This window comes from Streptomyces sp. NPDC058674, from assembly GCF_042716505.1.
In the GTDB taxonomy this organism is placed as follows: Bacteria; Actinomycetota; Actinomycetes; order Streptomycetales; family Streptomycetaceae; genus Streptomyces.
In genome coordinates, this window is sequence record NZ_JBHXSC010000010.1 from 120876 (window position 1) to 147312 (window position 26437).

The following is a 26437-nucleotide window of genomic DNA, read 5'->3' on the forward strand; positions in this document are numbered from 1 at the left end:
TCCGCGCACGCCCTGCTGCGCCACGCCGCCGTCTTCCTGCCCGCCGCCGTCCCCCGCGAGGGACGCGTGGCCTTCTGGGCTCCCGAGGGGGACGCCCTGCCGGAGACGGGCCGGCCGTCCCCGCTCACCGTCGTCCGTCCGCACGGCCAAGGGGTGCGCAGCCGGACGGTACCCTCCGTGTCCCTCTCCGTCACCGCAGCCCTCCCGCTGCTCGCGCACGCGCCCCGCAGTCCCGCCGCGCATCCCGCCACCCGGGCCTGGGGCACCGCCGCGACCCAGGCGCTCACCCTCGTCGCCCGCGGCCGGCTCCTCCCCGGCCTCACCCCGGAGGGCGTCGACGCCTGGCGCGCCGGTCCGCTCGACGCCGCCGACATCGACCACCTCCGCGCGGTCGCCGCCGCCCTGCCGTCCGAGGGGTACGCGACGCCCCTGGCCGGCCGCCGCCCCCTCCAACTGCCCGACCCGGAGGCGCTGGTGCGCGCCTTCCTCGACGCCGTGGCCGACAGCCTGCCCCGTACTCCCGCCGCCGCCGTGGCCGCCGGGCGGCCCTTCGCGGCCCGGGAGCCGCAGCGGGTGCCCGGGATACAGGAGTGGGCCGCCCAGGTCGCCGCCGGCTCCGACACGGGCGTCGGGATCTCGCTCCGGCTGGACCTGTCCTCCTTCCGCCTCTTCGACGAGGCGGAGGAAGAGGACACCCGGCGGGCGGGCGCCGCCGTCGTCCAGGTGCACAGCCTCGCCGACCCCACCCTGGTCACCGACGCCGGGACGCTGTGGGCGGGCACGGCCGCCGCCGGATTCGGCCCCCGGGCCCGGATCGACGCCGTACTCGCCCTGCGCCGGGCCGCGCGCACCTGGCCGCCGCTGCTGCGGCTGCTGGACCAGCCCGCCCCCGATGTCCTCGCCCTGTTGGACCCGGAGCTGGAGGACCTGCTGGGAGCGGCGGCGACCAGGCTGGCGGCCGCCGGGGTCCTGGTCCACTGGCCGCGCGAGCTGGCCCGTACGCTCTCGGCGACCGCGGTCGTACGCGCCACCGCGCCCGGTTCCGCCACCGACGGCACCGCCTTCTTCGACGCCGAGCACCTCTTCGCCTTCTCCTGGGAGCTGGCGCTGGGCGGCGACCGGCTCACCCCGGGGGAGATGGACGCCCTCGCCCAGGCCCACCGGCCCGTGGTGCGGCTGCGGGACCAGTGGGTGCGGGTCGACCCGGAGCTCGTGCGCAAGGCGCGCAAACGGGAGCTGGGCCTGCTGGACCCGGTGGACGCGCTGGCCGCCGCCCTGTCGGGTACGGCGGAGATCGGCGGCGAGCAGGTCGAGGTGGTCCCCGTGGGGGCGCTGGCCGCCCTGCGGGAGCGGCTGACGGCCGAGCTGGCGCCCCTTGCGCAGCCCGCCGCGCTCAAGGCGACCCTGCGCGACTACCAGGCCCGCGGCCTGGCCTGGCTGGACCTGATGACCTCCCTCGGCCTCGGCGGGTGCCTCGCCGACGACATGGGGCTGGGCAAGACCGTCACCCTCATCGCGCTCCACCTGCACCGGGACCGGCCCGAGCCCACGCTCGTGGTCTGTCCCGCGTCGCTGCTGGGGAACTGGCAGCGGGAGATCGAGAAGTTCGCCCCCGGCACGCCCGTGCGCCGTTTCCACGGCGGAAGCCGCAGCCTCGACGGCCCGGAGTCCGGCGCCGGCGGATTCGTCCTCACCACGTACGGGACGATGCGCGCCAGCGCCCCGCTGCTCGCCGAGCGGGCCTGGGGCATGGTCGTCGCCGATGAGGCCCAGCACGTGAAGAACCCGCATTCGGCGACCGCGAAGGCCCTGCGCACCATCCCGGCGCCCGCCCGGGTGGCGCTGACCGGCACCCCGGTGGAGAACAACCTCTCCGAGCTGTGGGCGCTGCTCGACTGGACCACGCCGGGGCTGCTGGGCCCGCTCACCACCTTCCGGGCCCGGCACGCCCGCCCGGTCGAGCACCAGACGGAGGAGGACGGCGGCAACGAGGCGGCGGTCGCCCGGCTGTCCGCGCTGGTACGGCCCTTCCTGCTGCGCCGCAAGAAGTCCGACCCCGGCATCGCCCCCGAGCTGCCGCCGAAGACGGAGACCGACCACCCGGTGTCACTGACGCGCGAGCAGGCCTCGCTCTACCAGGCGGCGGTGGAGGAGGCGATGGCCGTGATCGGGTCGAGCGAGGGCATCGAACGGCGCGGCATGATCATGAAGCTGCTGGCCTCGCTCAAGCAGATCTGCAACCACCCCGCGCAGTACCTGAGGGAGGAGCGTCCCCGGATCGCGCACCGGTCGGGCAAGCTCGCCCTGCTCGACGAGCTGCTGGACACCATCCTGGCCGAGGGCGGTTCTGTGCTGGTGTTCACCCAGTACGTGACCATGGCCCGGCTCATCGAGCGGCACCTGTCGGACCGGGGCATCGCCCACCAGCTGCTGCACGGCGGGACCCCGGTCCCGCGCCGGGAGGAGCTCGTCGACCGCTTCCAGGCGGGTGAGGTCCCCGTCTTCCTGCTGTCCCTCAAGGCCGCGGGCACCGGGCTCAACCTCACGCGGGCCGGACACGTCGTGCACTTCGACCGCTGGTGGAACCCGGCCGTCGAGGAGCAGGCCACCGACCGCGCCTACCGGATCGGCCAGACCCAGCCCGTGCAGGTCCACCGGATCATCGCGGAGGGCACCGTCGAGGACCGGATCGCCGAGATGCTGGAGGTGAAGCGGGCCCTGGCCGACGCGGTCCTCGGCTCCGGAGAGGCGGCGCTGACCGAGCTGACCGACCGCGAGCTCGCCGACCTCGTCTCCCTGCGCAGGCCCGCGTGATCACCGCGCGGGACGACCGCCGCCGCACCTTCGAGACCCTGCCCGCCGGGGCGGAGGCGGCCAGCTGGTGGGGCCGGGCCTGGGTGTCCTCGCTGGAGGAGGCCTCCCGGGACGCGGCCCGCCTGGCCCGGGGCCGTACGTACGCGGCCGAAGGGCACGTCGACGCGGTCACCGTCACCCCCGGCCGGATCGTGGCGTACGTCCGGGGCAGCAGGCCCCGCCCGTACCGCACCGAGCTGGCCCTGCCCGCCTTCGCGGACGCGGAGTGGAACGAGATCCTGGAGGCGGTCGCCGCCGAACCCGCGGCCCTCGCCGCCCTGCTGGAACGGGAGGTTCCGCAGAGTCTCGCCGGGACGGTCCTGCCCGGCGCGGGCGAGCTCGCGCCGCGCTGCTCCTGCCCGGACTCGGCACGTCCGCCGTGCAAGCACGCGGCCGCCCTCTGCTACCGCGCCGCCCGCCTCTTCGACGAGGACCCCTTCGTCCTGCTGCTCCTGCGCGGACGCGGTGAGCGCGAGCTCCTCGACGAGCTCACCCGCCGCAACGCAGCCCACGCCGCACGCGAACAGCCCGACACCACACCGGACTTCCCCGGCGTGCCGGCCCGCGCCGCGCTGGCCCGCACCAGCCTGCCGCCGCTGCCGGCGCCGCTGGCCGCGCCCGCAGCGGCGGGCGTCCCGCCCGCCTACCCCGACGACCCGGCGGCTCCCGATCCGCTCGCCCTGGACCAGCTCGCCTCCGACGCCGCGGCCCGCGCCCTCGCCGTCCTGACCGGCGGCGAGGACCCCATCGCGGGGCTCGGCCTGTGGCACGACGCCGTACGGCTCGCCTCCGCGCACCCCACCGCGGGCCTCACCGGCGCCGCCCGCACCCTCTACCGCGACCTGGCCCGCGCCACCGGCCGCACCACCACCGACCTCGCACGGGCCGCCGCGGCCTGGCGCCAGGGCGGCCGCCCCGCCCTTGCCGCGCTGGAGGAGCCCTGGGACCCGCCGGCGGGCCCGTTCGACCGCGCCCGCCCGGCCCTCATGGCCGCGGACCAGGGCGCGTTCCGCCCCGACCGCAACCGCCTCACGTCCCTCACCCGCCAGCTGCGCCTCGGCCGCGACGCCCTCTGGTACGCCTACGAGTCCCGCCCGGACGCGGAGGACTGGTGGCCCACGGGCCGCCCCTCCCCGGACCCGGTCAGCGCGCTCAGGGGCTGAGCTCCGCCGCCCGGCGGGGCGCCCGGAGGGCCGGACGCACCCGCTGGCCGGTGTGGCCGCGCAGGCCCGCGAGGCGGGACCGGAAGAGGTTCGGCGAGCCGTCCGCATCGAGGAGGAGGAGCGGGAGGTCAGTCATGGCGGAGGAGTACCCGCCACACGATGGGGTGAAATGCCCGCCGCCCCTATAACCCGAATGGGCTCACGGCCGTTGTCTCCGGTACGGGTGCGATGCCCGTGGACTCCTCCGGAAGGCAGGAAAACTGATGCGTCACAGTCGTCGGAATGGCTTGATCGCGGCGGTGGTTGCGGGAGGTGGGCTGGCGGTCGCGAGCGTGGGCGGACTGGCGTACGCCGACGCGGATGCGACCGGGCAGGCCGAGCGCTCCCCGGGGCTGCTCTCCGGGAACCTGGTGCAACTCCCGGTGAACGTGCCGGTGAACGCCTGCGGGAACACCGTGAACGTCGTCGGCGTGCTCAATCCGGCTGCCGGGAACCGCTGTACCAACCAGGCGTCCGGGGGCGGTGGCCGTTCGAGTTCGGGCCCCGCGCAGTCCTCCTCCACCACGGCGAAACCAGGGCCGGGCGGCGGTGCGGTCGCCCGGGGGAGCGTCAAGGACTCGCCCGGCGTGCTCTCCGGCAACGGTCTCCAACTCCCCGTCGACCTCCCGCTGAACGTCAGCGGCAACTCCGTCAACGTCGTCGGCGTCGGGAACCCCTCGGTCGGCAACTCCTCCGTCAACGGTGAGAAGCCCACCGGCGGCAAGCCCGTGCAGCCCCCCGTCGTGGAGCAGCCCGTGACCCGGCCGGCGACGCCGTCCGTTCCGCCGGTTCCGTCGGTGAAGCCGGATGCGCAGGCCCCTGCGCGGCCCGGCGAGGCGCTGGCGCACACCGGAGCGGACGCCATCGGCTACCTGGTGCCCGCCGGGGGCGCCATGCTGCTCGGCGGCGTGCTGCTGTACCGGCGGTTCCGCCTCAACTGACCTCGGGCGTACGCCAGCCGTCGAGGATCGCGTCGATCCGCCCGGCCAGCCGCGCCCGGGCGGCGAACCGGGGGACCCCCGCCATGAGCAGGGCGTCGTACTCGGTGTCGACGTGCCGAACCGCCGCCCGCACCGCCACCGCGACGGCCGGTTCGTCGAGGGCCCGGCCGGCGGCGCTGCGGCCCACCCGGCCGCTGCCGCGGACCGAGGCGTGGGCGGCGATCGCCAACGCCCGCTCGGCGGGGCACCCCGGGAACAGGCGCCGTATCTCCGCGGCGAAGGCGGCCGTGAACCGGGTGTCCTCGGCCGCGCGGCGCAGCCGGTCCCGCTCCCGGCGCCGGGCCCGGGCCTCTGCGTCCGCGAGGCAGGCGCGCTCCGCTTCGGCCAGGGCGGCGTCCTCGACGAGAAGCCCCAGGCGCTCGTAACGACCGCGGCGCTTGTCGAAGCGGACGACGATGGCGGAGAGCGAACTGGCCTCGCGGGAGCGTCGGGTGAGCGCGGTGTCCCCCCGCGGGAGGTAGACCAGGTGCCCGAGGTCGGCACAGTCCAGGCAGCGCGGCACCCCGCACTCGCGGACGAGGTGCCGGAGCGGTCCGTGCCGGCACTCCGCGCAGCGGATCTGCTTCAGGGACTCGAACACCACCAGGCTCATACGGGTGTGATACCGCCGTACGGGCCCCCTATCACCTGACGGGAAGCGGCAGTTGCCGCCTCGCGCACCCAGGCCCCGAAACCCCGCCCGCCTGCCGTGCCTGCCCGCCGTGCCGGCCAGGTCGCGCCCGCCTGCCGTGCCCGCTCGGGCCCGGACCCGCTCACACCAGGCGGCGTATCTCCCCGCGCACCCGGTAGAAGCCCCCCGAGGACGGGTGCAGCCCGTCCACCACGTACCGGGCGCCCGCCTCCCGTATCCCGCGCGGGAACTGCACGTTCCAGGAGGGCTCGAAGCCTCCCGAGACCACCTGCACCCGCATCCGGCCGCCCTGCTGGACGCACTCCACCACCACGCCGCCCGCCGGAGCGGCGGCCCGCGAGACCGTGGCCACCGCCGAGGCGGAAGCGGCCGGGGTGTAGACGGGCAGGGCCGCCGCGGACTTCACGTCCACCGCGGCCGGCACCGAGCCCTGCTGCGCCGCGGCGATCGCCTGCTCGCTCGCGTCCACACAGACCAGCGAGCCGTCCGTGGTCACCAGGTACAGGCGGCCGTCCAGATACTGCATGGACAGCGCCGACCCGCAGCCGGTGCCGAGCTTCCACAGGCGTCGGCCGTCCGCGTCGAAGCAGTACACGGACGAGGCGTAGTCGCCGGCGAAGACGTGCCGCCCGTCCGGGGAGGTGGCGCACGAGTACACCGCCGCATCGCACCGGTAGGAGGCCTCCACCGCGCCGGTGGCCTTGGACAACCGCTGCACGGCGTGCCGTCCGGTGCCCGCGTACACCGCGTGCTCCTCCTGCCAGCCGAACAGCACCGACCCTCCGGTGTCGGTGTGCCACAACTCCCCTCCGCCGTCCGGCGCGTAGGCGGTCACGCCCTTGCTGTGCCCGTGGTAGACACCGTGCTCGTCCGCCCGCACCATCCAGGCGTTGGAGCCGGAGGAGCGCCGGGACCACTGGAACTCGTCCTCGTGGTCGATGACCGTCAGCCCGCCGCTGCGGTCCGAGACGTTCAGCACGCCCTCGCGGATGTCGAGCCAGAAGATGTCCACGTCGGCCGCTATGTCGTACGCGCCGAACGGCACCTTCGACGACAGGTCGTACACCGTGCCGTCGTCACAGCCCGCATAGATCCAGAATTCGTCCGCCACCAGGCACTTCACCCCGTCCGGCAGCGAGTACCGGGCCAGTACCTCCCCACCGTGGCTGAGCGTGTACACGTCCCCCGCCTGGTTGCCGACCCAGCAGCGGTCCTCGTCCACGTGGATGCCGAAGGCGGCGGAACCGGTGCGGAAGCGCCACAGGACCGGTGCCGCGGCCCGCGCCGTGGACGGCGTCGAGGTGACCTGGCGGCGGGTCACCGAGCGGGCCGTGCGCTGCCCCCGCACCGCCGGGGCGTACCCCTTGCGGACCTTCTCCCCGATCTTCTTCGCGGCGGCCGCCCGCGCCTTGTCGGAGGTCGGGAAGGAGGAGCTCTGCAGCTGGCCGTCCGCACCGATGCGCCCGTACCGCACGGAGACGGTCGTGCCGTCCACCGTCACCTCGTAGAACTTGTGCGCCGCGCCGTCCTCCTGCGACAGCTCCAGGTACGTCGTCTCCCGAGCCATGACAGACCCCTCCCCAAGGTCGGGCCCCGGATCCTGTCCACCGGTGATCCCTCGTGGAAAAAGCTACCGGCCGCCACTGACAATGGGTCCGTGGAGCAGTGGGAAGCGATCACATGGCAGCGGATGGCCGAGCGCCTCGCCCGTCACCTCGACGACCCCGCGACCGGTCCCGACCGGCACGGCGCCGGCCCGCACGGTTCAGCAGAAGGCGACCCCGGACCGGCCGGATGGCTGCGGGTGGGCATCGACGGCGCACCGGCCGCCGACACCGCGGTCCTCGCGGAGGGACTCGCCGACGCCCTGCGCCTGCGCGGCCGTTCGGTCCTGGTGGTGCCGGCCGAGGGGTTCCTGCGACCCGCCTCCCTGCGCTTCGAGTACGGCCGCCAGGACGTGGACTCCTACCTCGGCGGCTGGTACGACACGGCCGCGCTGTGGCGGGAGGTGTTCGGCCCGACCGACCCCGGCGGCACCGGCCGGGTGCTGCCCGACCTCTGGGACCCGGTCACCGACCGGGCCACCCGCAGCCCCTACGTGCAACTCCCGGCCGGCGCCGTGGTGGTCGTGCACGGGCCGCTGCTGCTGGGCCACTGGTTCCCCTTCGACCTCGCTGTCCACGTCCGGCTCTCCCCGGGGGCGCTGGCCCGCCGCACCGGGGACTCCGCGCGCTGGACCCTGCCCGCCTTCGCCCGCTACGAGGCGGAGACCGACCCGGCTTCGGCCGCCGACGCGGTGGTCCGCGCCGACGACCCCCGCCACCCGGCCTGGACCGGCATCCGCCCCGGCGCCGTCGACCGCTGACCGGCCCGCCACTCCCCGCACCCCGCCCCTCCCCGCGCCCCGCCGCAGCCCCCGGGCGCCGGCCGCTGCGCTGGAGGCCGGATGCCGGGCGTACGGAGACCGACCGCGCTGCACCGGTCGTACGAAGGCCGCCCCACGGAGGGCGCCGCGTCAGGGCCGCCCGCGTCGGTGCCCGCCGTCGGGGCGCCGGTTCACCAGGGTCGGCCCCCCAGCCGGGTGACCGCCAGGGAGGCCGCCCGGCACCCGGCGCGTGCGGCCTCCTCCGGTCCGGCGCCCTCCAGCCGGGCCGCGAGGAAGCCGCCGGTGAACGCGTCACCGGCGCCCGTGGAGTCCACCGCCTCCGCCGGTACCGCCCGGACCTCGGCGCTGATCCGGCCCCGTTCGGCGACCAGCGCCCCGGCGGCGCCCCGGGTCACCACGACCAGCGGCACCCGCAGGCTCAGCGCCGCCGCCGCGCGGGCCGCCCCGGCCGGCTCCGGCAGCCCGGCCAGCAGCCCCGCCTCGTCCTCGTTGGGCAGCAGCACCGCGGCCCCCGCCACGTCGTCGAGGAACCGCCGCGGCCCCAGCGCCGCCAGGAAGCCCGCCGACGCCGGGTCCACGCTCACCGGCACCCCCCGCGCCCGGGCCGCCCGCAGCGCCACCAAGGCCAGCTCGCGGCTGCTCGCGGCGAAGAACAGGTACCCGGAAAGGTGCAGGTGGGCCACCCCGTCCAGCAGCTCGGGAGCCCAGTCCGCCGGGCACAGCCGCAGGGAGGCCCCGCTGTCGGTCAGGAAGGTCCGCTCCGCGTCCTTGCCGACCAGGGCCACGACCGTCCCGGTGGGCTCGTCCGCGTCGACCACCAGCCGCGGCCGCACCCCCGCCGCCCGCAGGGCCCGCTCGTGCCACGCCGCCGATTCGGTGCCCACCCGCGCCAGGAGCCGCACCTCGGCGCTGCCCGTGCGGGCCGCCCAGCAGGCCGCGTTCGCCCCGGCCCCGCCCGGGAGGGTGCGGATGCGGGCAGCTGTGTCCGTGGCCGGGGCCAGCGGCTCCGGATGCACCGCGACCACGTCCGTCACCACGTCCCCGACGACCAGGAGCGCGCCCCGTCCCGCCCCCGGACCGGTCATGCCCGGGCCGCCCAGGCCCCCGCGATCCGGGCCCCGAGCCGCACATTGCCCTTTACCGCCGCCAGGTTGGCCTCCAGCGAGGCCCCGGCCGTCGCCCGGACCAGGAAGTCGAGGAGGAACGGCGTCACGGCCTGCCCGGTGATCCCTCGCTCCCGGCAGGCGGCGAGCGCCTCCCCCAGGACCCGGTCGTGCAGCGCGGGGTCCAGCTGCTCCTCCTCCGGCACGGGATGGGCCACCAGCAGGGCCGAGTCCGGACCGCCCAGCGCGTCCTGGGCAGCCATCACCGCCGCGACCTCCTCCGGCCGGTGCACGGTCCAGTCCACCGGTTCGCCGGAATCGGCCACGTAGAAGCCGGGGAAACGTTCAGTCCCGTAGCCGAGCACCCCCACCCCCAGGGTCTCCAGCCGCTGGAGCGTGCCCGGCACGTCCAGGATGGACTTCACCCCCGCGCAGACGACCGTGATCCGTGTCCGGGCCAGCAGCGCCAGGTCCGCCGACTCGTCCTGCGTCTGCGCCCACTCCCGGTGTACGCCGCCCAGCCCGCCCGTGGCGAAGACCCGCAGCCCCGCCCGCGCGGCCAGGAACGCGGTCGCGGACACCGTCGTCGCCCCGGTGGCCCCCGTCGCGAGCGCGGGCGCCAGGTCCCGGTGGCCGAGCTTGCGCACGTCCTCGCCGCCCGCGATCCGCTCCAGCTGCGCCTTGTCGAGACCCGCGTACGCCACGCCGTCGACGACCGCGACCGTCGCCGGCACGGCGCCCTCCGCCCGGACGAGCGCCTCCAGTTCGGCGCCCACCGCCAGATTGCGCGGACGGGGCAGCCCGTGCGCGATGATCGTCGACTCCAGCGCCAAAACGGGCTGCCCGCGGGCGAGGGCCTCGCGCACCTCTGCTGACAGGACCGGGACCTCAGATGCTGTGTGCTGTGACATGTCCCCATCCATGGCACGGGACGCACGCCCCCAAACGCCCACCCCGCCACACCCGCCCCAACCTGTCCGAGAGTGGCCTCTACGAACGCCGAACGCCGAACGGCGAGCGGCGGGAGCCGGGGGCCGGGAGCCGTCGCCGGGCGCGGGCAGCGGTCCGCCCGGACAGGACCGGGTGCCGGGCGCGGCTCCGGCTGGACAGGGTGCCCCGTCGACCGGCCCGTTCCTCGACGCTGTGGCCACCGCGCCGCGCCGCCGGCCCCGATTAGGCTGGCCCGCCATGAGCCCCAGTGACCACAGCGCCGCCTCCCCCGCATCCTTCGCCGTCCGCGTGCAGGACGTGCCCGACGCCGAGCTGGAGACGGAGGACCTCGACCCCGACCAGATCGTCTCGGGCGATCCGGTCGTCACGGGCAAGGTGCTGTGGGAGTCGCCCGACGGCCGGCAGGTGCGCGGGATCTGGCAGATCACCCCCGGCGTGGTCACCGACGTCGAGGCGAACGAGCTGTTCGTCGTGGTCTCCGGCCGCGCCACCGTCGAGGTCGAGGGCGGCGGGACCTTGGAGGTGGGGCCCGGCTCGGCGTGCGTGCTCCGGGAGGGCGACCGGACGACCTGGACCGTGCACGAGACGCTGCGCAAGGCCTACCACATCAGCTACTGACGTCCTTCGAGGGCGCGGCGCCGGCCGAAGGCCCGGAGGCGGACCCGGACGGCACCCCGGACCCGGCCGCCTGCGCCGGGTGGCGGCGCGCGGTGAACAGCGCGAGCGCCGCCATCGGCAGCAGCAGCCCCGCACCGATGGCGTTCAGCCAGCCGTAGCTCGCCCGGGCCATGACCAGACCGGCGGCCGCGCCGCCCAGCCCCGCGGCGGCGTTCATGGTGAGGTCGCTCAGGCCCTGTACGGCGGCCCGCGCGGGCTGCGGTACGGAGTCGGTCAGCAGCGCCGAGCCGGACACCATCCCGGCGGACCAGCCGAGGCCGAGCAGGAACAGGCCGAGCGCGCTCTGGCCGTGGCTCGGCCCGGCCGTGCCGGCGAGCAGCGCGGCGACCGAGAGCAGTCCGGCCGCCAGGCCGATCACGGACAGCCTGCCGAGGCGGTCGGCGAGGAATCCCATGGCGGGGGAGAAGGCGAACATGCCCGCGATGTGACCGCTGATCACCAGCCCGATGAGTTCCAGCCCGGCGCCGTGGTGGCCCAGGTCCATCGGGGTCATGATCATGATGGAGACCATGGTGGTGTGCGAGACCGTGACGGTGACGAGGGCGAGCCGCGCCCGCGGCGAGGCCTTCACGGCGGCGAACCCGGCGCGCAGCGAGCGGCCCTCGCGGGTCTGCGCCTCGGGCCCGGCCAGCGCGCGTGCGGTCAGCAGCGGGTCGGGGCGCAGGAGGACGGCGATCAGTGCGCCGGTGAGCAGGAAGACGGCGGCGGCCCATACGAAGGGCCCCGCCGTCTGGGGTATGGAGGTGCCGGCGAAGCTGCGGCTGGCCGGGGCGGACAGATTGGGGCCGAGGACGGCGCCGATGGTGGACGCCCACACGACGACGGAGATCGCCCGGGCCCGGCGGTCCGCGGCGGCGAGGTCGGCGGCGGCGAACCGGGCCTGGAGGTTGGCCGAGGAGGCGGCGCCGAAGGCCGCCATGCCGAGGAGCAGCAGCGGGAGGCTCCGGACCGTGGCGGCAAGGACGACGAGCGCCGCGCCGGCCGCGCCGATGGCGTAGGCGAGCACCAGGCCGGGCCGGCGGCCGCGCGCGGTCATCAGCGCGGCGAGGGGGAGCGAGATCAGCGCGGTGCCGATCACGGAGGCGGTGGAGGCGAGCCCGGACAGGGCCTCCGTGCCGCTGACCTCGGTGGCCAGGACCGGAGCCAGGGCGATGCTGATCGGCACGCCGAGCCCGCCGAGGACCTGACTGGCGATCAGCACCGCGGAGGTGCGGCGCTGCAGCCGCGCCAGGTCCGCCGGGGCGGGCGGCGCGGCCGTACGGTCCGTCCCGGGCGCGGCGCTCACGCCGGACACCCCCGTCGCGGCAGCGGGGCGTGGATGCGGGCGCGGGCGCGGGGGCGAGGGGTCACCGCGGAAGTCTCGCACCCCGCTCCGCGACGCGGAACCGGGATGTTCGCGGGTCCGTACGCCCGTCCCGGATCAGAACAGGGGCTGTGGGAGGACGCCCTCCAGGGCGAGCAGCAGGCGCTTGGTCTCGACCCCGCCGCCGAAGCCGCCGATGCCGCCGTCGTTCTCCACGACCCGGTGGCAGGCCACCACCAGCGGCAACGGGTTCGAGCCCATCGCGTGGCCCACGGCCTGCGCGGCCCCGGGCCGGCCGACCCGTTCGGCCAGATCCCCGTAGCCGACGACCGCGCCGTAGGGCACGGAGCGGTCGAGTTCGTGGAGGACCTGGCGGTTGAAGCCGGAGCTGAGCCGCCAGTCCAGCGGCAGCTCGAACCGCCGCAGCGTGCCGGCGAAGTACGCGTCGAGCTGGCGTATGGGCTCGGCCAGCAGCACCTCCGAGCCCGCCGCCGGCCGCGACGCGTCGGCGCCGAGGCGGGAGACGAGCGGGCCGATCATCGCGTCGACCCGGTCCGGCCCGGCATGGAACTCGACCTTGACCAGGCCCTCGGGGGTCGCGGCCAGGAGCAGGGGACCGATGCCGCTGGGGACGACGGTCCATTCGAGGTGCGGCCCGCGGGGCCGCTCGGTGCTGTCCACGCGTCCACGGTACGTCGCCCCACCGACAGCACCGGGCGACCCGGGCAGCGAGCCGGCAGCCCCACGGCCGCGGCGGCCCCGGAGCCCCCGCGGCGCCGGGGCGGACGGGAGCGAGCGCCCGGCCGCCCGGCCGCGCCGTCAGAATCCGTCGACCGCGTCCTGGACCACGTCCGGGGCGTTGGTGATGATCCCGTCCACCCCCATGTCCTGGACCTTCCGGGCGGTCGCCGCGTCGTCGACGATCCAGGTGTCCACCTCCATGGCCTTGCCGTGGGCGCCGAGCAGCCCGTGCACGGCCGCGACCCAGTCGGCCGTGATCGTGGTGTGCCACGGGTTGATCCGGTCGGTGAACTCCGCGTACCGCGGAAGGTCCGCCACCGCGGGGGTGCCCAGGAAGGCCGTCACGAGGTCCGGCCGCAGCCCGTGCACGGTGCGGACGCTGTCGGTGCTGAAGCTCTGCACCACCAGGCGCTGCGCGACGTGGCGCACGTCCAGCCAGCCGGCCTCGCCCAGCACGTCGAGGGTCTGCGCCTCGATCCCGGGGTAGAGCTCCGGCTTCTTGATCTCCAGCAGCAGCCGCTGCCGGTTGCGCTGCACCCGGTCGAGGTACTCGCGCAGGGTGGGGACCCGGGCGCCCGTGTACTCCTCGCTGAACCAGCTGCCCGCGTCCAGCCGGGAGATCTCCTCCGCCGTGAAGTCCCTGACCCGCCACGGCTTGCGGTCCGGGAACACCTCCTCGACGTCGGTGGTGCGGGTCAGGGTGTCGTCGTGGATCACCACCAGCACGCCGTCACGGGTGCGCTGCACGTCGTTCTCGACCCATTCGAAGCCCAGCTGCATCGCCAGGTCGACGGCCTCCAGGGTGTTCTCCGGCGCGTACGCCGACGCCCCCCGGTGGGCGTAGACCACGGGGCCCGGGTAGACGCCGGCGGCCCCCCCGGGGGTGTCGGGGGCGCCGGGGGCCGCCGGGAGGGGCGATCGGGCGGGGAAGGAGGCCGCGGAAGAGGCGGCCCCGCCCAGCACGGTCAGGGTGAGGCCCAGGAAGGCGGCGGCTGCCGCGGCGGCGGGTCGGACGACGTACATGTGCGTTCTCCTCGGGTCGTGAACCCTGCTCCTGGCTCCAACGGGCGCGGAGCGGCAGACGTTGCGGCGATGCACTTCACGGCGATCTCGCGCACGGCGATCACGGCGTCGAAGATCACCCGAACCCACTGAACTACGACAAGCGGATCAGATCCGTGCAGACCCGCCGGAGGCCGCCGGACCGCGCGGACCCGCGCCAGGTGCGTGAGTGTCAGTGGCGGGTCGTACGGTTGACCCATGCGGCCCGTATCGAAGATCGAACGCACGGTGGCGCCTTTCGAGGTCGTCAGCCCCTACCAGCCCAGCGGCGACCAGCCGGCGGCCATCGCCGAGCTGGAGAAGCGCATCCGTGCAGGTGAGAAGGATGTCGTCCTGCTCGGTGCGACCGGCACCGGCAAGTCGGCGACCACGGCCTGGATGATCGAGAAGCTCCAGCGCCCCACCCTCGTGATGGCGCCGAACAAGACCCTCGCCGCCCAGCTGGCGAACGAGTTCCGCGAGCTCCTGCCGAACAACGCCGTCGAGTACTTCGTCTCGTACTACGACTACTACCAGCCCGAGGCGTACGTACCGCAGTCGGACACCTACATCGAGAAGGACTCCTCGATCAACGAGGAGGTGGAGCGGCTGCGCCACTCCGCCACCAACTCGCTGCTGACCCGCCGCGACGTCATCGTCGTCGCCTCCGTGTCCTGCATCTACGGCCTCGGCACCCCGCAGGAGTACGTCGACCGGATGGTCTCCCTCAAGGTCGGCGAGGAGATCGACCGGGACCAGCTGCTGCGCCGCTTCGTCGACATCCAGTACACCCGCAACGACATCGCCTTCACCCGGGGCACCTTCCGCGTCCGCGGCGACACCATCGAGATCTTCCCGGTCTACGAGGAACTGGCCGTCCGCATCGAGATGTTCGGCGACGAGATCGAGGCCCTGTCCACCCTGCACCCGCTGACTGGCGAGGTCATCAGCGAGGACCGCGACCTGTACGTCTTCCCCGCCAGCCACTACGTCGCCGGCCCCGAGCGCATGGAGAAGGCGGTCCGCGGCATCGAGGCCGAGCTGACCGGGCGCCTCGCGGAGCTGGAGAAGCAGGGCAAGATGCTGGAGGCCCAGCGACTGCGCATGCGCACCACGTACGACCTCGAGATGATGCGGCAGATCGGGTCCTGCTCCGGCATCGAGAACTACTCGCTGCACATGGACGACCGAGAGCGCGGCACCGCGCCCAACACCCTCATCGACTACTTCCCCGAGGACTTCCTCCTCGTCATCGACGAGTCGCACGTCACCGTGCCCCAGATCGGCGCGATGTACGAGGGCGACGCCTCGCGCAAGCGGACCCTGGTCGACCACGGGTTCCGGCTGCCCTCGGCGCTCGACAACCGTCCGCTGAAGTGGGAGGAGTTCCAGGAGCGCATCGGCCAGACCGTCTACCTGTCGGCCACGCCCGGCAAGTACGAGCTCTCCCGGGGCGACGGATTCGTCGAGCAGATCATCCGCCCCACCGGCCTCATCGACCCCGAGGTCGTCGTCAAGCCCACCGAGGGCCAGATCGACGACCTGGTCCACGAGATCCGCCAGCGCGTGGAGAAGGACGAGCGCGTCCTGGTCACCACCCTCACCAAGAAGATGTCCGAGGACCTCACGGACTACTTCCTGGAGCTCGGCATCCAGGTCCGCTACCTGCACAGCGACGTGGACACGCTGCGCCGCATCGAGCTGCTGCGCGAGCTGCGGGCCGGCGAGTACGACGTCCTGGTCGGCATCAACCTGCTGCGCGAGGGCCTCGACCTGCCCGAGGTCTCCCTCGTGGCGATCCTCGACGCCGACAAGGAGGGCTTCCTGCGCTCGGGGACCTCCCTGATCCAGACCATCGGCCGCGCGGCGCGCAACGTATCGGGCCAGGTCCACATGTACGCGGACAAGATGACCCCGGCGATGGAGAAGGCCATCGACGAGACCAACCGGCGCCGCGAGAAGCAGATCGCCTACAACACCGCCCACGGCATCGACCCGCAGCCGCTGCGCAAGAAGATCAACGACATCGTCGCCACCATCGCCCGCGAGGAGCTGGACACCGAGGAGCTCCTCGGCACCGGCTACCGCCAGGCCAAGGACGGCAAGGCGGCCAAGGCCCCCGTCCCCGCGCTGGGCGGCAAGACCGCCGTCCAGGCCAAGGCGGGCAAGGGCGCCAAGGGTGCCAGGGGGGCCCGCTCCGGCGAGGTGCTCACCGACCGTCCGGCGGCCGAACTGGCCTCGCTCATCGAGCAGATGACCGAGCGCATGCGCGGTGCGGCCGCGGAGTTGCAGTTCGAAGTGGCCGCCCGGATTCGCGACGAGGTGGGCGAGCTGAAGAAAGAGCTGCGGCAGATGAAGGAAGCGGGCCTCGCCTGACCCGGAGCCTGTCAGTAGGGTTGGTGCACAGCCGCGGGTACACGCCGCGCGCCCGTTCATCGGGGCGGGCTATGGAGAGGGGACAGCGAGTGACGGTCAACATGACCAAGGGTCAGGCCATCAATCTGCAGAAGGCGGACGGGGGGACGCTGACCGCGGTCCGGATGGGCCTCGGCTGGCAGGCGGCGAAGCGCCGCGGGCTGTTCGGCTCGCGGACCAGGGAGATCGACCTGGACGCGTCGGCGGTGCTCTTCGCCGACAAGCAGCCGGTGGACGTCGTCTTCTTCCGCCACCTGCAGAGCGACGACGGCTCGGTCCGCCACACCGGTGACAACCTCGTCGGCGGCGTCGGCCAGGGCGGGGACGACGAGTCGATCCTCGTCGACCTCCAGCGGGTGCCGGTCCACATCGACCAGATCGTCTTCACGGTGAACTCCTTCACCGGCCAGACGTTCCAGGAGGTGCAGAACGCCTTCTGCCGCATCGTCGACGAGACCAACGGCCAGGAGCTGGCCCGGTACACCCTCGACGGCGGTGGCCAGTACACCGCGCAGATCATGGCGAAGGTGTCCCGCGCGGGCAGCGGCTGGCAGATGACGGCCCTGGGGAACCCGGCCAACGGCCGGACCTTCCAGGACCTGATGCCGTCGATCCTGCCGCACCTGTAAGCAGTACCGGACAAGAGAAGAAGGCACGGGGGAGGGGCTGCACGATGACGGCCGAACTGGTCCGGGGGCAGAACCACCCCGTGTCCCGCAGTCGGGTGGAGATCAGGGTGTCGGCGGGCACGGCCGTGCTCGCCCTGGCCTCCCTCGCCGACGAACAGGGCCGGTACTCCGGCCCGGAGGCGCTGGCGCACCCGGGTGCGCCGGCCCTTCCCGGGGTCCGCTCGCCCGAGGCGCTCGCCGAGCGGCACACCTACGCCGTCGACCTCGACGCCGTGCCGGCGGGCGTCCACAAGGTCGGCGTGGTGCTCGTGCTGCCGCCCGGCGGCCCGGTGCGCTTCGGCGCCGTCCCGGTCTCCTACGTGGCCCTGGCCGATCCTGACGGCGCCGAGATCGCCGGGTACACCCTGACCGGGCTCGACGCCGAGACCGCCGTGGTCGCCATGGAGCTCTACCGGCGCCAGGGCGCCTGGAAGGTCCGCGCGGTCGGCCAGGGGTACGCCGAGGGACTCGGCGCCCTGCTGGCCGACGGCGGACTCCCGGCGCCGGAGGCGGCCGCCCTGGCCGCGGCCGCCCTGCGGACGGCCTCCCCGGGCGGCGGGAGCGAAGCCGCGCTCGCCACCGTGCCGACCCTGGCCGGCGACCTGCGCGCCCCGCGCACGCCCGACGAGCCGCCCGCGGCGGCCCCGGAGCCGCCGGACCCGATCCCCCTCCCCGCGGCCCCCTACACCGGTACGCCGGGCCCCGCGCCCGGCGGCGACACCGCCCCGCCCGCCGCGGGCGGGCCGTCGACCCTGAACTACGTGCACCCGCGCCGGCGCCCCACCAGCACCGAGCCGCCGGAGCCCGCCCCGCGGGCCGCCCCGCCGGCGCAGCCCGGCCGGGCTCCGGTCCCGGTCGCCGGCGATGCCGCCGGCTGGTCCATGGAGGAGCGGCTCTACAACCAGGTCTGGGGCATGTTCGAGGACCTGGCCCGCGCGGTGGCCGCCTACCGCAGCGCCGTGGAGTTCGCCGACGCCCGGATGGACCGGGAGCTCGACGAGGTCCTGTCCGACCCCCGCCACCGCCTCGGCGGCTCCGGGAACGCCGCCCGCGACACCGCCCGGGCGCGCCGCGACGAGCTCGTCGCCCGGGCCCGGGCCGTGCTCGACCGGGACCTCGTCCAGCTGGCCGCCGAGCGCGAGGTGGTCGAGCCCGCGCTGCCGGCCGCGTACGCCCGCTGGGACAACCCGGTCTGGCACGGCCACCGGATACCCGAGGAGAACCCGCTGGCCCTGCGCCTGGGCGACCTGCACCTTCCCGAGCGGCCCGACCTGCGCATCCCGATGCTGGTCCGGGTCCCGCTGGAGCGCGGGCTGTGGATCGACAACGGCCGTACCGGTTCCGAGGCCGCCATGGCCATGGACACCGACCGGCTGCGCCGGGCCGCCATGGACATGGCCGTCGCCTGCGCGGCGCGGCTGCTCGCGGCCCACCCCGGCGACCGCTTCTCCGTGCACGTCATCGACGCCGCCGGGGCCGGGGCCGCGGCCCTGGCGCCGCTGGTACGGGCCGGGGTGCTGGCGGGGCCGCCCGCGGCCGGGGCGGCCGCGGTGACCGCGACCCTGGCCGCGCTGACCCGTCGGGTGGACCTCGTACAGATGGCGCTGCGCGCCGGAGCCCCCGAGGACCTGCCGCCGGACGTGGACACGGCCGAGCAGCTGCTGATCGTGCACGACTTCCCGCACGGCTTCGACGACCGCGCGGTCACCCGGTTGCGCTACCTGGCCGACGAGGGTCCGGCGGTGGGCGTCCACCTGCTGATGGTCGCCGACCGTGACGAGGCCTCGGCCTACGGGCCGCTGCTGGACCCGCTCTGGCGCTCGCTGATGCGGCTCTCCCCGGTGCCGGACAACCATCTCGCCGACCCCTGGGTGCACCACGCCTGGACCTTCGAGCCGGACCTGCCCCCGCCGGGCAGCCGCGTCCTGGACCAGGCACTGGAGCTGATCGCGGAGGCCCGGCGCCCCGGCCGCCCCTGACCGGCGGCGGGCCCGCCGGGGCCCCGAGCAGACCGTTCGATGACCAATCCTTGGGAGTCCCTTTACCTTTTACGCCCGGGACCAGTACCCTGGTGAGCGCGGAGGGGAGTATTCCTGCTTTCCAGCTACGGCGTGCCCGTCAATACGGACTGCAATCGGTCCCGGGGCGTCGGCCCACGGCCTCCAGGCCGCCCGGGTGGAAGAGACCTCCGGCAGCGATGACGCTGACGAAGTGCTGAGCCATCCGCCGGAGGCGCGTTCACCATGGAAGTTTCCTGGGCCCTGTGGGCACTGACCATTCTCGGTCTGTCCGTTCTCATCGGAGCCGATTTCTTCATCGGCCGCAAACCGCACGACGTATCGATCAAGGAAGCCGGCATCTGGACGGTCGTCTGGATCGTCCTCGCCGCGGTCTTCGGCCTCGGCCTGTGGTTCTTCGGCAACGGCCAGGACTCCCAGGAGTTCTTCGCGGGATTCATCACCGAGAAGTCCCTGAGCGTCGACAACCTCTTCGTCTTCGTCCTGATCATGGCGAAGTTCGCGGTGCCCTCCCACCTCCAGCAGCGGGTACTGCTCATCGGCGTGCTGATCGCCCTGGTACTGCGCGCGATCTTCATCGCCGCGGGCGCCGCGATCATCGCCAGCTTCTCGTGGGTCTTCTACATCTTCGGCGCGTTCCTGATCTACACCGCGTGGAAGCTGATCCAGGAGGCCCGCAAGGACGAGGACGACGAGGAGTTCGAGGAGAACCGCCTGCTGAAGTCCGTCGAGAGGAAGTTCGGCGTCGCCGACCGGTACCACGGCACCAAGCTCTTCATCGAGAGCAACGGCAAGCGCATCCTGACCCCGCTGATGGTCGTCATGCTCGCCATCGGCACGACCGACGTGCTGTTCGCCCTGGACTCGATCCCCGCGATCTTCGGCCTCACCCAGGACCCGTACATCGTCTTCACCGCCAACGCCTTCGCCCTGATGGGCCTGCGCCAGCTGTACTTCCTCATCGGCGGCCTGCTGAAGAAGCTGGTCCACCTGAGCTACGGCCTGTCCATCATCCTCGGCTTCATCGGCGTCAAGCTCGTGCTGCACGCGCTGCACGAGTCCGGGGTGCACGTACCGGTCATCTCCATCCCCGTCTCCCTGGGCGTCATCTGCGGTGTCCTCGTCATCACCACGATCACCAGCCTGATCGCCTCCAGGAAGCAGGCGGCGGCCGAGGCCGCCGACCAGGGGGAGACCAAGAGCGTCGACGCCTGACGGCGCGCCGGGAGCCGGAGGGGACTGCGGCTCCCGGTCACCAGAGCTCCGGACGTCATGCGGGGGCGGCCGCTTCGGCCGCCCCCGCCGGCATGCGCGCCGGCAGGGGACGGGTCTCCGGCAGCAGCGCGAAGCAGCCCAGGCTGAGCAGGGCGATCCCGGTCAGGTACACCGCGACCCCCCACGGCGGACCCGGTCCGTCGGCCAGCGCCGTCGCCGCGATCGGGGTCAGCGCACCGCCCAGCACCCCGCCCAGGTTGTAGCCGACCGCCGCGCCGGTGCAGCGGATGTGCGGGGCGTACAGCTCGGGGAGGTACGCACCCACCACCGCGAACATCGTCACCATCGCCAGCAGCGCGCCGAGGAAGCCCAGCGTCATCAGCAGCGGATCGGCCGTCTCCAACAGCGCCACCAGCGGGAACATCCACAGCGCACTGGCCGTGCAGCCGGCCAGGCACAGCGGCCGGCGCCCGTACCGGTCGCCGAGCACCGCCACCAGCGGGGTCACCAGGCCCTTGAGCGCGACCGCGGCCATGACGCAGGCCAGCATCACCGTAGGGCGCACGCCGAGGCGCTCGGTGCCGTACGCGAGGGACCACGTGGTGACCGCGTAGAAGACGGCGTACCCCACGGCGAGGGCCCCGCCGGTCAGCAGGAGCAGCCGCCAGTGGCCGCGCACCACTTCGGCCAGCGGCGCCTGCGCCCGGCGGCCGCTGTCGGCCAGCGCCCGGAACTGCGGGGTCTCCTCCACCGAGCGGCGCAGCCACAGCCCGGCCAGGGCGAGCACCCCGGCCGCCCAAAACGGCACCCGCCAGCCCCACGCGGTGAACTGTGCGTCGCTCAGCAGCGCCGACAGTGCCAGAACCATCCCGTTGGCCAGCAGGAACCCCACCGCGGGACCCATCTGCGGAAAGCTCGACCACAGGCCGCGCCGGCGCTCGGGGGCGTGCTCGGCGGTCAGCAGCACCGCGCCGCCCCACTCCCCGCCGAGCCCAAGGCCCTGGAGGAAGCGCAGCAGGAGCAGCAGGACGGGCGCGGCCGCGCCGATCGCGCCGTACGTCGGCACACAGCCCACGGCGACCGTGGCGAGGCCGGTGAGCAGCAGCGAGCCGAGGAGCACCGGCCGCCTGCCGTGGCGGTCGCCGATGTGGCCGAAGAGGACCGATCCCAGCGGGCGGGCGAGGAAGCCTGCGCCGAAGGTGCCGAAGGCGGCGAGGGTCCCGGCGAGCGGCGAGAAGGACGGGAAGAAGAGCGGGCCGAGGACGAGGGCGGCCGCCGTGCCGTACACGAAGAAGTCGTAGAACTCGATGGCGGTCCCGACGAGCGAGGCCGAGGCGATCCGCAGCATCCCGGGCCGGTGTCCGCCGCCGCCGGTATCCGGGGGCGCCGGGGGCCGGGTCGCAGGCGGGCGGGGAGCCGGGGACCGGGGGGCCCGCGCGGACGGAGCGGGGGAGGGGGCCGGGGAGGGGTCCTGTCGCATGGTGCAGCAGATACCCCGTCCCCGGCCCTCAGGACGTGCGTTCGGTGAGGCTCCACCGGAAGGAGTGCACCGCGAGCCGGAGTTGACGGATCGCGGTGGTCTACCAGCCGCGCTCGCGCCATTCGGCCAGGTGCGGCCGCTCGGCTCCGAGCGTGGTGTCGTTGCCGTGGCCCGGGTAGACCCAGGTCTCGTCGGGCAGCTGCTCGAAGATCTTGTGCTGGACGTCGTCGATGAGGCGGGTGAAGGCCTCCGCGTCGCCCGCCGTGTTGCCGACACCGCCCGGGAAGAGGCAGTCGCCGGTAAACACGTGGGGGTGGCCGTGCTGGTCGTCGTAGACCAGCGCGATCGAGCCGGGGGTGTGGCCGACCAGGTGCCGGGCCGTGAGCGAGACCCGCCCGACGCGGACGGTGTCCCCGTCCGAGACGAGCACGTCGGTCGCCACCGGGATGCCCTCGGCGTCGTCGGCGCCCGCGTACGTCCGGGCTCCGGTCCGAGCGACCACGGCCTCCAGGGCGCCCCAGTGGTCGCCGTGCCGGTGGGTGGTCACGACGGACGCGATGCCGTCGTCACCGATCAGGCTGAGCAGCGTGTCCGCCTCGGCGGCCGCGTCGATCAGCAGCTGCTCGCCGGTGGCCCGGCAGCGCAGCAGGTAGGCGTTGTTGTTCATCTCGCCCACGGCGACCTTGGAAATCATCAGGTCCGCGAGTTCGTGCACGTCGGCCGGACCGCCGACTTTGACCGCTCCGCTGTACGTCATGTCCGCAATCCTAGAGCGGGGGGAGCGCGGGCAGTGGGCCGCCGGCCGTGGTGAGGGAGGCGCCCTTGTCGCCGCGGCCGGCCAGCCAGGCCAGGAGGCCGGCCGCGCTGCCGGACACGGTGACGGCCGGCTCCCCGGCGGAGCCCGTGCGCCAGCGGCGGCCGTCGGTCGCGACCAGGGCCACCGGGGGTACCTCCGGACGGCCCGACCAGCGGTCGGCGAGGAAGGCGATCTCGCGGCCGGTGAACTCGTCGGGGAGGTCGGCGAGCCCGTAGCCGATGTTCAGGTCGACGTGGTGCAGCTCGACCTCGACGAGACGGCGGAAGGGCACGTTGGCGGCGAGGTCGGTGACGCCGTTGCGCAGTTCGACCGTGCGGGACCAGTCCTGGTCGGGCTCCGTGGTGGCGAGGAAGCGGGCCCCGGAATCACCGAGGTCCCTCAGGTGTTCTTCCAGAGTCCGACCGGAGTCGCGTTCGATGTCCGAGTCGCGCGCGGTGGCGCTCTCGTACATGGGGCGCCCCTCGAAGACGTTGACGAGGGCGTCGGCGTTGCGTGCGAGGTGGGCCAGGACATGACCCCGGGTCCAGCCGGGCAGGTGTGACGTACCGGCCAGGGCGGCGTTGTCCAGTTTCGCGACGGCGGTCAGCAGCCGGTCCGTCGCTTCACGTACAGATCGCAGGTCGTGCACATGATCAGTCATGGCCGCGAGCCTAGTGGCTCGGGCCCGGCGACCACACGATCGGGTGAAGGGGTCCGCGCAGTGCCGTAAATCGAATGTGCGTGCTATACGCTCGGAAGTCCAGCTCCACTCCACCGCAGAGGCGCCCCCCATACCCTGGGACGGGGGCCCGTGCCCCCGCTCTCTCAAGAAAGGTGCGGACCGGCGTGACCGACCGTCTCATCGTTCGTGGCGCTCGCGAGCACAACCTCAAGAACGTCTCGCTCGACCTGCCCCGCGACTCACTCATCGTCTTCACCGGACTCTCCGGGTCGGGCAAGTCCTCCCTGGCCTTCGACACGATCTTCGCCGAGGGCCAGCGCCGCTACGTCGAGTCGCTCTCGTCGTACGCCCGCCAGTTCCTCGGGCAGATGGACAAGCCCGACGTCGACTTCATCGAGGGCCTCTCCCCGGCCGTCTCGATCGACCAGAAGTCGACCTCGCGCAACCCGCGCTCGACCGTGGGCACCATCACCGAGGTCTACGACTACCTCCGCCTGCTCTTCGCCCGCATCGGCAAGCCGCACTGCCCCGAGTGCCGCCGTCCCATCTCGCGCCAGTCGCCGCAGGCCATCGTCGACAAGGTGCTGGCGCTCCCCGAGGGCAGCCGCTTCCAGGTGCTCTCGCCGCTGGTGCGCGAGCGCAAGGGCGAGTTCGTCGACCTCTTCGCCGACCTCCAGACCAAGGGCTACAGCCGGGCGCGGGTGGACGGGGAGACCATCCAGCTCTCCGAGCCGCCCGCGCTGAAGAAGCAGGAGAAGCACACCATCGAGGTGGTCATCGACCGCCTCACCGTCAAGGAGGGCGCCAAGCGCCGGCTGACGGACTCCGTGGAGACCGCCCTGGGCCTCTCCTCCGGAATGGTCATCCTGGACTTCGTCGACCTCCCCGAGGGCGACCCCGAGCGTGAGCGGATGTACTCCGAGCACCTCTACTGCCCGTACGACGACCTGTCCTTCGAGGAGCTGGAGCCGCGCTCCTTCTCCTTCAACTCGCCCTTCGGCGCCTGCCCCGAGTGCACCGGCATCGGTACGCGCATGGAGGTGGACCCGGACCTGATCATCCCCGACGAGGAGAAGTCCCTCGACGAGGGCGCGGTCTCGCCGTGGTCACTCGGCCACACCCGGGACTACTTCCAGCGGCTGGTCGGCGCGCTCGCCGGCGAACTGGGCTTCCGGACGGACATCCCGTGGGCCGGGCTGCCGATGCGCGCGAAGAAGGCGCTGCTGTACGGGCACAAGACGCAGATCGAGGTCCGCTATCGCAACCGGTACGGGCGGGAGCGGGCGTACACGACCGCCTTCGAGGGGGCCGTGCCCTTCGTCAAGCGGCGGCACTCTGAGTCGGAGAGCGACGCCAGCCGCGAGCGCTTCGAGGGCTACATGCGCGAGGTGCCCTGCCCGACCTGTGACGGCACCCGCCTCAAGCCGATCGTCCTGGCCGTCACGGTCATGGAGAAGTCCATCGCCGAGGTCGCGGCCATGTCGATCAGCGAGTGCGCGGACTTCCTCGGGCGGATGAAGCTGGACGCCCGTGACAAGAAGATCGCCGAACGGGTCCTGAAGGAGGTCAACGAGCGGCTCCGCTTCCTCGTGGACGTCGGTCTGGACTACCTCTCGCTCAACCGCGCCGCCGGCACGCTGTCGGGCGGCGAGGCCCAGCGCATCCGGCTCGCCACGCAGATCGGCTCCGGCCTGGTCGGCGTGCTGTACGTGCTGGACGAGCCCTCCATCGGCCTGCACCAGCGGGACAACCACCGGCTGATCGAGACCCTGGTGCGGCTGCGTGACATGGGCAACACGCTCATCGTCGTCGAGCACGACGAGGACACCATCAAGGTGGCCGACTGGGTCGTGGACATCGGTCCGGGCGCCGGAGAGCACGGCGGCAAAGTGGTGCACAGCGGTTCGCTGAAGGACCTGCTGAAGAACCCGGAGTCGATCACCGGGCAGTACCTGTCGGGCAAGCGGTCCATCCCGCTGCCGGACGTGCGGCGCCCCGTGGACGGGGAGCGCAGGCTGACCGTCCACGGCGCCAAGGAGAACAACCTGCGGGACATCGATGTGTCCTTCCCGCTGGGCGTGCTCACGGCCGTGACGGGCGTGTCCGGATCGGGCAAGTCGACGCTGGTCAACGACATCCTCTACACGCACCTGGCGCGCGAGCTGAACGGCGCCCGCTCGGTCCCGGGACGCCACACCCGCGTGGACGGGGACGACCTCGTCGACAAGGTCGTACACGTCGACCAGTCGCCGATCGGGCGGACCCCGCGGTCCAACCCGGCGACGTACACCGGTGTCTTCGACCACGTGCGCAGGCTGTTCGCGGAGACGATGGAGGCGAAGGTGCGCGGCTACCTGCCGGGCCGCTTCTCCTTCAACGTCAAGGGCGGCCGGTGCGAGAACTGCTCCGGCGACGGCACGATCAAGATCGAGATGAACTTCCTGCCGGACGTCTACGTCCCCTGCGAGGTCTGCCACGGCGACCGGTACAACCGGGAGACGCTGGAAGTCCACTACAAGGGCAAGTCCATCGCGGAAGTCCTCAACATGCCGATCGAGGAGGCACTGGACTTCTTCGAGGCGGTGCCGACGATCTCGCGCCACCTGCGGACGCTGAACGAGGTGGGGCTGGGATACGTCCGCCTCGGCCAGTCCGCGCCGACGCTGTCGGGCGGTGAGGCGCAGCGCGTGAAGCTGGCCTCGGAACTGCAGAAGCGGTCCACGGGCCGGACGGTGTACGTGCTGGACGAGCCGACGACGGGTCTGCACTTCGAGGACATCTCCAAGCTCATCAAGGTGCTGTCGGGGCTGGTGGACAAGGGCAACTCGGTGATCGTCATCGAGCACAACCTGGACGTCATCAAGACCGCGGACTGGGTCATCGACATGGGCCCGGAGGGCGGCTACGGCGGCGGCGTGGTGGTGGCCGAGGGCACGCCCGAGCAGGTCGCGTCGGTGGGCACCAGCCACACGGGCAAGTTCCTGCGGGACATCCTGGGGGCGGACCGGGTCTCCGACGCCGGGGCGCCCGCGGCGCGGGCGGCGGCGAAGAAGGCTCCGGCCAGGAAGGCTCCCGTGAAGACGGCGGCGGTTCCGGCGAAGCGGGCGGCGGCGAAGAAGACCGCCGCGGCGGCGACGAAGGGCGCCGCGCCGGCGAAGAAGACGGCGGCGCGGGCGCGGAAGGCGTGACCGCGGGCTCGGCCGAGTCCGCGCGGTGAGGGGGCCCGGCCGGGCCGGCGGCCGGGCCCCCAGGTGGGGCTGGGGGGGCCCGGGC

The 26437-nt window shown here is 73.6% G+C and carries 21 protein-coding genes; 10 read left to right on the plus strand and 11 right to left on the minus strand.

The window, feature by feature from the left end; translation table 11 throughout:
• Positions 1–12 precede the first annotated feature (12 nt).
• Positions 13–2814, plus strand: coding sequence for an SNF2-related protein (locus ACFWU6_RS08430; RefSeq protein ID WP_383979464.1), 2802 nt, complete (start codon positions 13–15; stop codon positions 2812–2814).
• The gene (locus ACFWU6_RS08435) at positions 2811–4016 is read left to right on the plus strand and encodes an SWIM zinc finger family protein (protein WP_383979421.1); all 1206 of its coding nucleotides are present in this window, start codon (positions 2811–2813) and stop codon (positions 4014–4016) included. The genes ACFWU6_RS08430 and ACFWU6_RS08435 overlap by 4 nt, the downstream gene beginning before the upstream one ends.
• On the opposite strand, the gene ACFWU6_RS08440 is transcribed toward ACFWU6_RS08435, so the two are convergent.
• On the minus strand, positions 4006–4152 hold the full coding sequence (locus ACFWU6_RS08440; RefSeq protein WP_383979424.1) for a hypothetical protein: 147 nt from the start codon (positions 4150–4152) through the stop codon (positions 4006–4008). The two genes, ACFWU6_RS08435 and ACFWU6_RS08440, sit on opposite strands and share 11 nt — an antisense overlap.
• Positions 4153–4315: 163 nt before the next feature.
• Between ACFWU6_RS08440 and ACFWU6_RS08445 the strand changes: the two genes are divergently transcribed.
• On the plus strand, positions 4316–4996 hold the full coding sequence (locus tag ACFWU6_RS08445; RefSeq protein WP_383979427.1) for a chaplin family protein: 681 nt from the start codon (positions 4316–4318) through the stop codon (positions 4994–4996).
• Here the strand turns inward: ACFWU6_RS08445 and ACFWU6_RS08450 are convergent.
• Both ACFWU6_RS08450 and ACFWU6_RS08455 read right to left on the minus strand, forming a co-directional pair.
• Entirely contained in the window at positions 4989–5648 is a 660-nt protein-coding gene (locus ACFWU6_RS08450) for a DUF2293 domain-containing protein (protein WP_383979430.1), read from the minus strand. The genes ACFWU6_RS08445 and ACFWU6_RS08450 overlap by 8 nt on opposite strands.
• Positions 5649–5808: 160 nt before the next feature.
• Positions 5809–7254 carry a WGR domain-containing protein gene (locus ACFWU6_RS08455; RefSeq protein ID WP_383979433.1) on the minus strand — a complete coding sequence of 482 codons (1446 nt, stop codon included), beginning with the start codon at positions 7252–7254 and terminating at the stop codon, positions 5809–5811.
• A 123-nt stretch (positions 7255–7377) separates the two neighbouring features.
• On the opposite strand from ACFWU6_RS08455, the gene ACFWU6_RS08460 reads away from it, so the two are divergent.
• Positions 7378–8052, plus strand: coding sequence for a uridine kinase (locus ACFWU6_RS08460; protein WP_383979467.1), 675 nt, complete (start codon positions 7378–7380; stop codon positions 8050–8052).
• 191 nt (positions 8053–8243) lie between these two features.
• Here the strand turns inward: ACFWU6_RS08460 and ACFWU6_RS08465 are convergent, their stop codons facing one another.
• Both ACFWU6_RS08465 and ACFWU6_RS08470 read right to left on the minus strand, forming a co-directional pair.
• Positions 8244–9158 (minus strand): carbohydrate kinase family protein, encoded by a 915-nt coding sequence (locus ACFWU6_RS08465; protein WP_383800567.1) that lies wholly within the window; start codon positions 9156–9158, stop codon positions 8244–8246.
• On the minus strand, positions 9155–10087 hold the full coding sequence (locus ACFWU6_RS08470; protein WP_383800570.1) for a pseudouridine-5'-phosphate glycosidase: 933 nt from the start codon (positions 10085–10087) through the stop codon (positions 9155–9157). Before ACFWU6_RS08470 ends, ACFWU6_RS08465 begins: the two co-directional genes overlap by 4 nt.
• A 277-nt stretch (positions 10088–10364) precedes the next feature.
• On the opposite strand from ACFWU6_RS08470, the gene ACFWU6_RS08475 reads away from it, so the two are divergent.
• Positions 10365–10745, plus strand: coding sequence for a cupin domain-containing protein (locus ACFWU6_RS08475; RefSeq protein WP_383800573.1), 381 nt, complete (start codon positions 10365–10367; stop codon positions 10743–10745).
• Here the strand turns inward: ACFWU6_RS08475 and ACFWU6_RS08480 are convergent.
• The 3 genes from ACFWU6_RS08480 to ACFWU6_RS08490 form a co-directional block, all read right to left on the minus strand.
• On the minus strand, positions 10735–12090 hold the full coding sequence (locus ACFWU6_RS08480) for an MFS transporter (protein WP_383979436.1): 1356 nt from the start codon (positions 12088–12090) through the stop codon (positions 10735–10737). The two genes, ACFWU6_RS08475 and ACFWU6_RS08480, sit on opposite strands and share 11 nt — an antisense overlap.
• Before the next feature lie 135 nt (positions 12091–12225).
• Positions 12226–12789 (minus strand): methylated-DNA--[protein]-cysteine S-methyltransferase, encoded by a 564-nt coding sequence (locus ACFWU6_RS08485; RefSeq protein WP_383800578.1) that lies wholly within the window; start codon positions 12787–12789, stop codon positions 12226–12228.
• Positions 12790–12927: 138 nt separating this feature from the next.
• Positions 12928–13872, minus strand: coding sequence for a glycerophosphodiester phosphodiesterase (locus tag ACFWU6_RS08490; protein WP_383800581.1), 945 nt, complete (start codon positions 13870–13872; stop codon positions 12928–12930).
• Positions 13873–14109: 237 nt separating this feature from the next.
• Between ACFWU6_RS08490 and uvrB the strand changes: the two genes are divergently transcribed.
• The 4 genes from uvrB to ACFWU6_RS08510 all read left to right on the plus strand — a co-directional run bounded on the left by uvrB (position 14110) and on the right by ACFWU6_RS08510 (position 20206).
• Entirely contained in the window at positions 14110–16266 is a 2157-nt protein-coding gene (gene uvrB / locus ACFWU6_RS08495) for an excinuclease ABC subunit UvrB (RefSeq protein ID WP_383800584.1), read from the plus strand.
• Between the two features lie 89 nt (positions 16267–16355).
• Positions 16356–16934, plus strand: coding sequence for a TerD family protein (locus tag ACFWU6_RS08500; protein WP_383800587.1), 579 nt, complete (start codon positions 16356–16358; stop codon positions 16932–16934).
• A 44-nt stretch (positions 16935–16978) separates the two neighbouring features.
• A complete protein-coding gene (locus tag ACFWU6_RS08505) occupies positions 16979–18952 on the plus strand; it encodes a TerD family protein (RefSeq protein WP_383979439.1) in 1974 nt (657 codons plus the stop codon).
• Between the two features lie 264 nt (positions 18953–19216).
• Positions 19217–20206 carry a TerC family protein gene (locus ACFWU6_RS08510; RefSeq protein WP_383979442.1) on the plus strand — a complete coding sequence of 330 codons (990 nt, stop codon included), beginning with the start codon at positions 19217–19219 and terminating at the stop codon, positions 20204–20206.
• A gap of 55 nt (positions 20207–20261) precedes the next feature.
• Here ACFWU6_RS08510 and ACFWU6_RS08515 read toward each other — a convergent pair whose 3' ends face one another.
• The 3 genes from ACFWU6_RS08515 to ACFWU6_RS08525 all read right to left on the minus strand — a co-directional run bounded on the left by ACFWU6_RS08515 (position 20262) and on the right by ACFWU6_RS08525 (position 23143).
• Entirely contained in the window at positions 20262–21554 is a 1293-nt protein-coding gene (locus tag ACFWU6_RS08515; protein WP_383979445.1) for an MFS transporter, read from the minus strand.
• Between the two features lie 232 nt (positions 21555–21786).
• Positions 21787–22443 (minus strand): MBL fold metallo-hydrolase, encoded by a 657-nt coding sequence (locus tag ACFWU6_RS08520; protein WP_383979447.1) that lies wholly within the window; start codon positions 22441–22443, stop codon positions 21787–21789.
• 10 nt (positions 22444–22453) lie between these two features.
• Positions 22454–23143: a maleylpyruvate isomerase family mycothiol-dependent enzyme gene (locus ACFWU6_RS08525; RefSeq protein WP_383800600.1), complete on the minus strand. Its 690-nt coding sequence runs from the start codon at positions 23141–23143 to the stop codon at positions 22454–22456.
• Positions 23144–23328: 185 nt separating this feature from the next.
• On the opposite strand from ACFWU6_RS08525, the gene uvrA reads away from it, so the two are divergent.
• Entirely contained in the window at positions 23329–26352 is a 3024-nt protein-coding gene (gene uvrA, locus ACFWU6_RS08530; protein WP_383979450.1) for an excinuclease ABC subunit UvrA, read from the plus strand.
• Positions 26353–26437 lie beyond the last annotated feature (85 nt).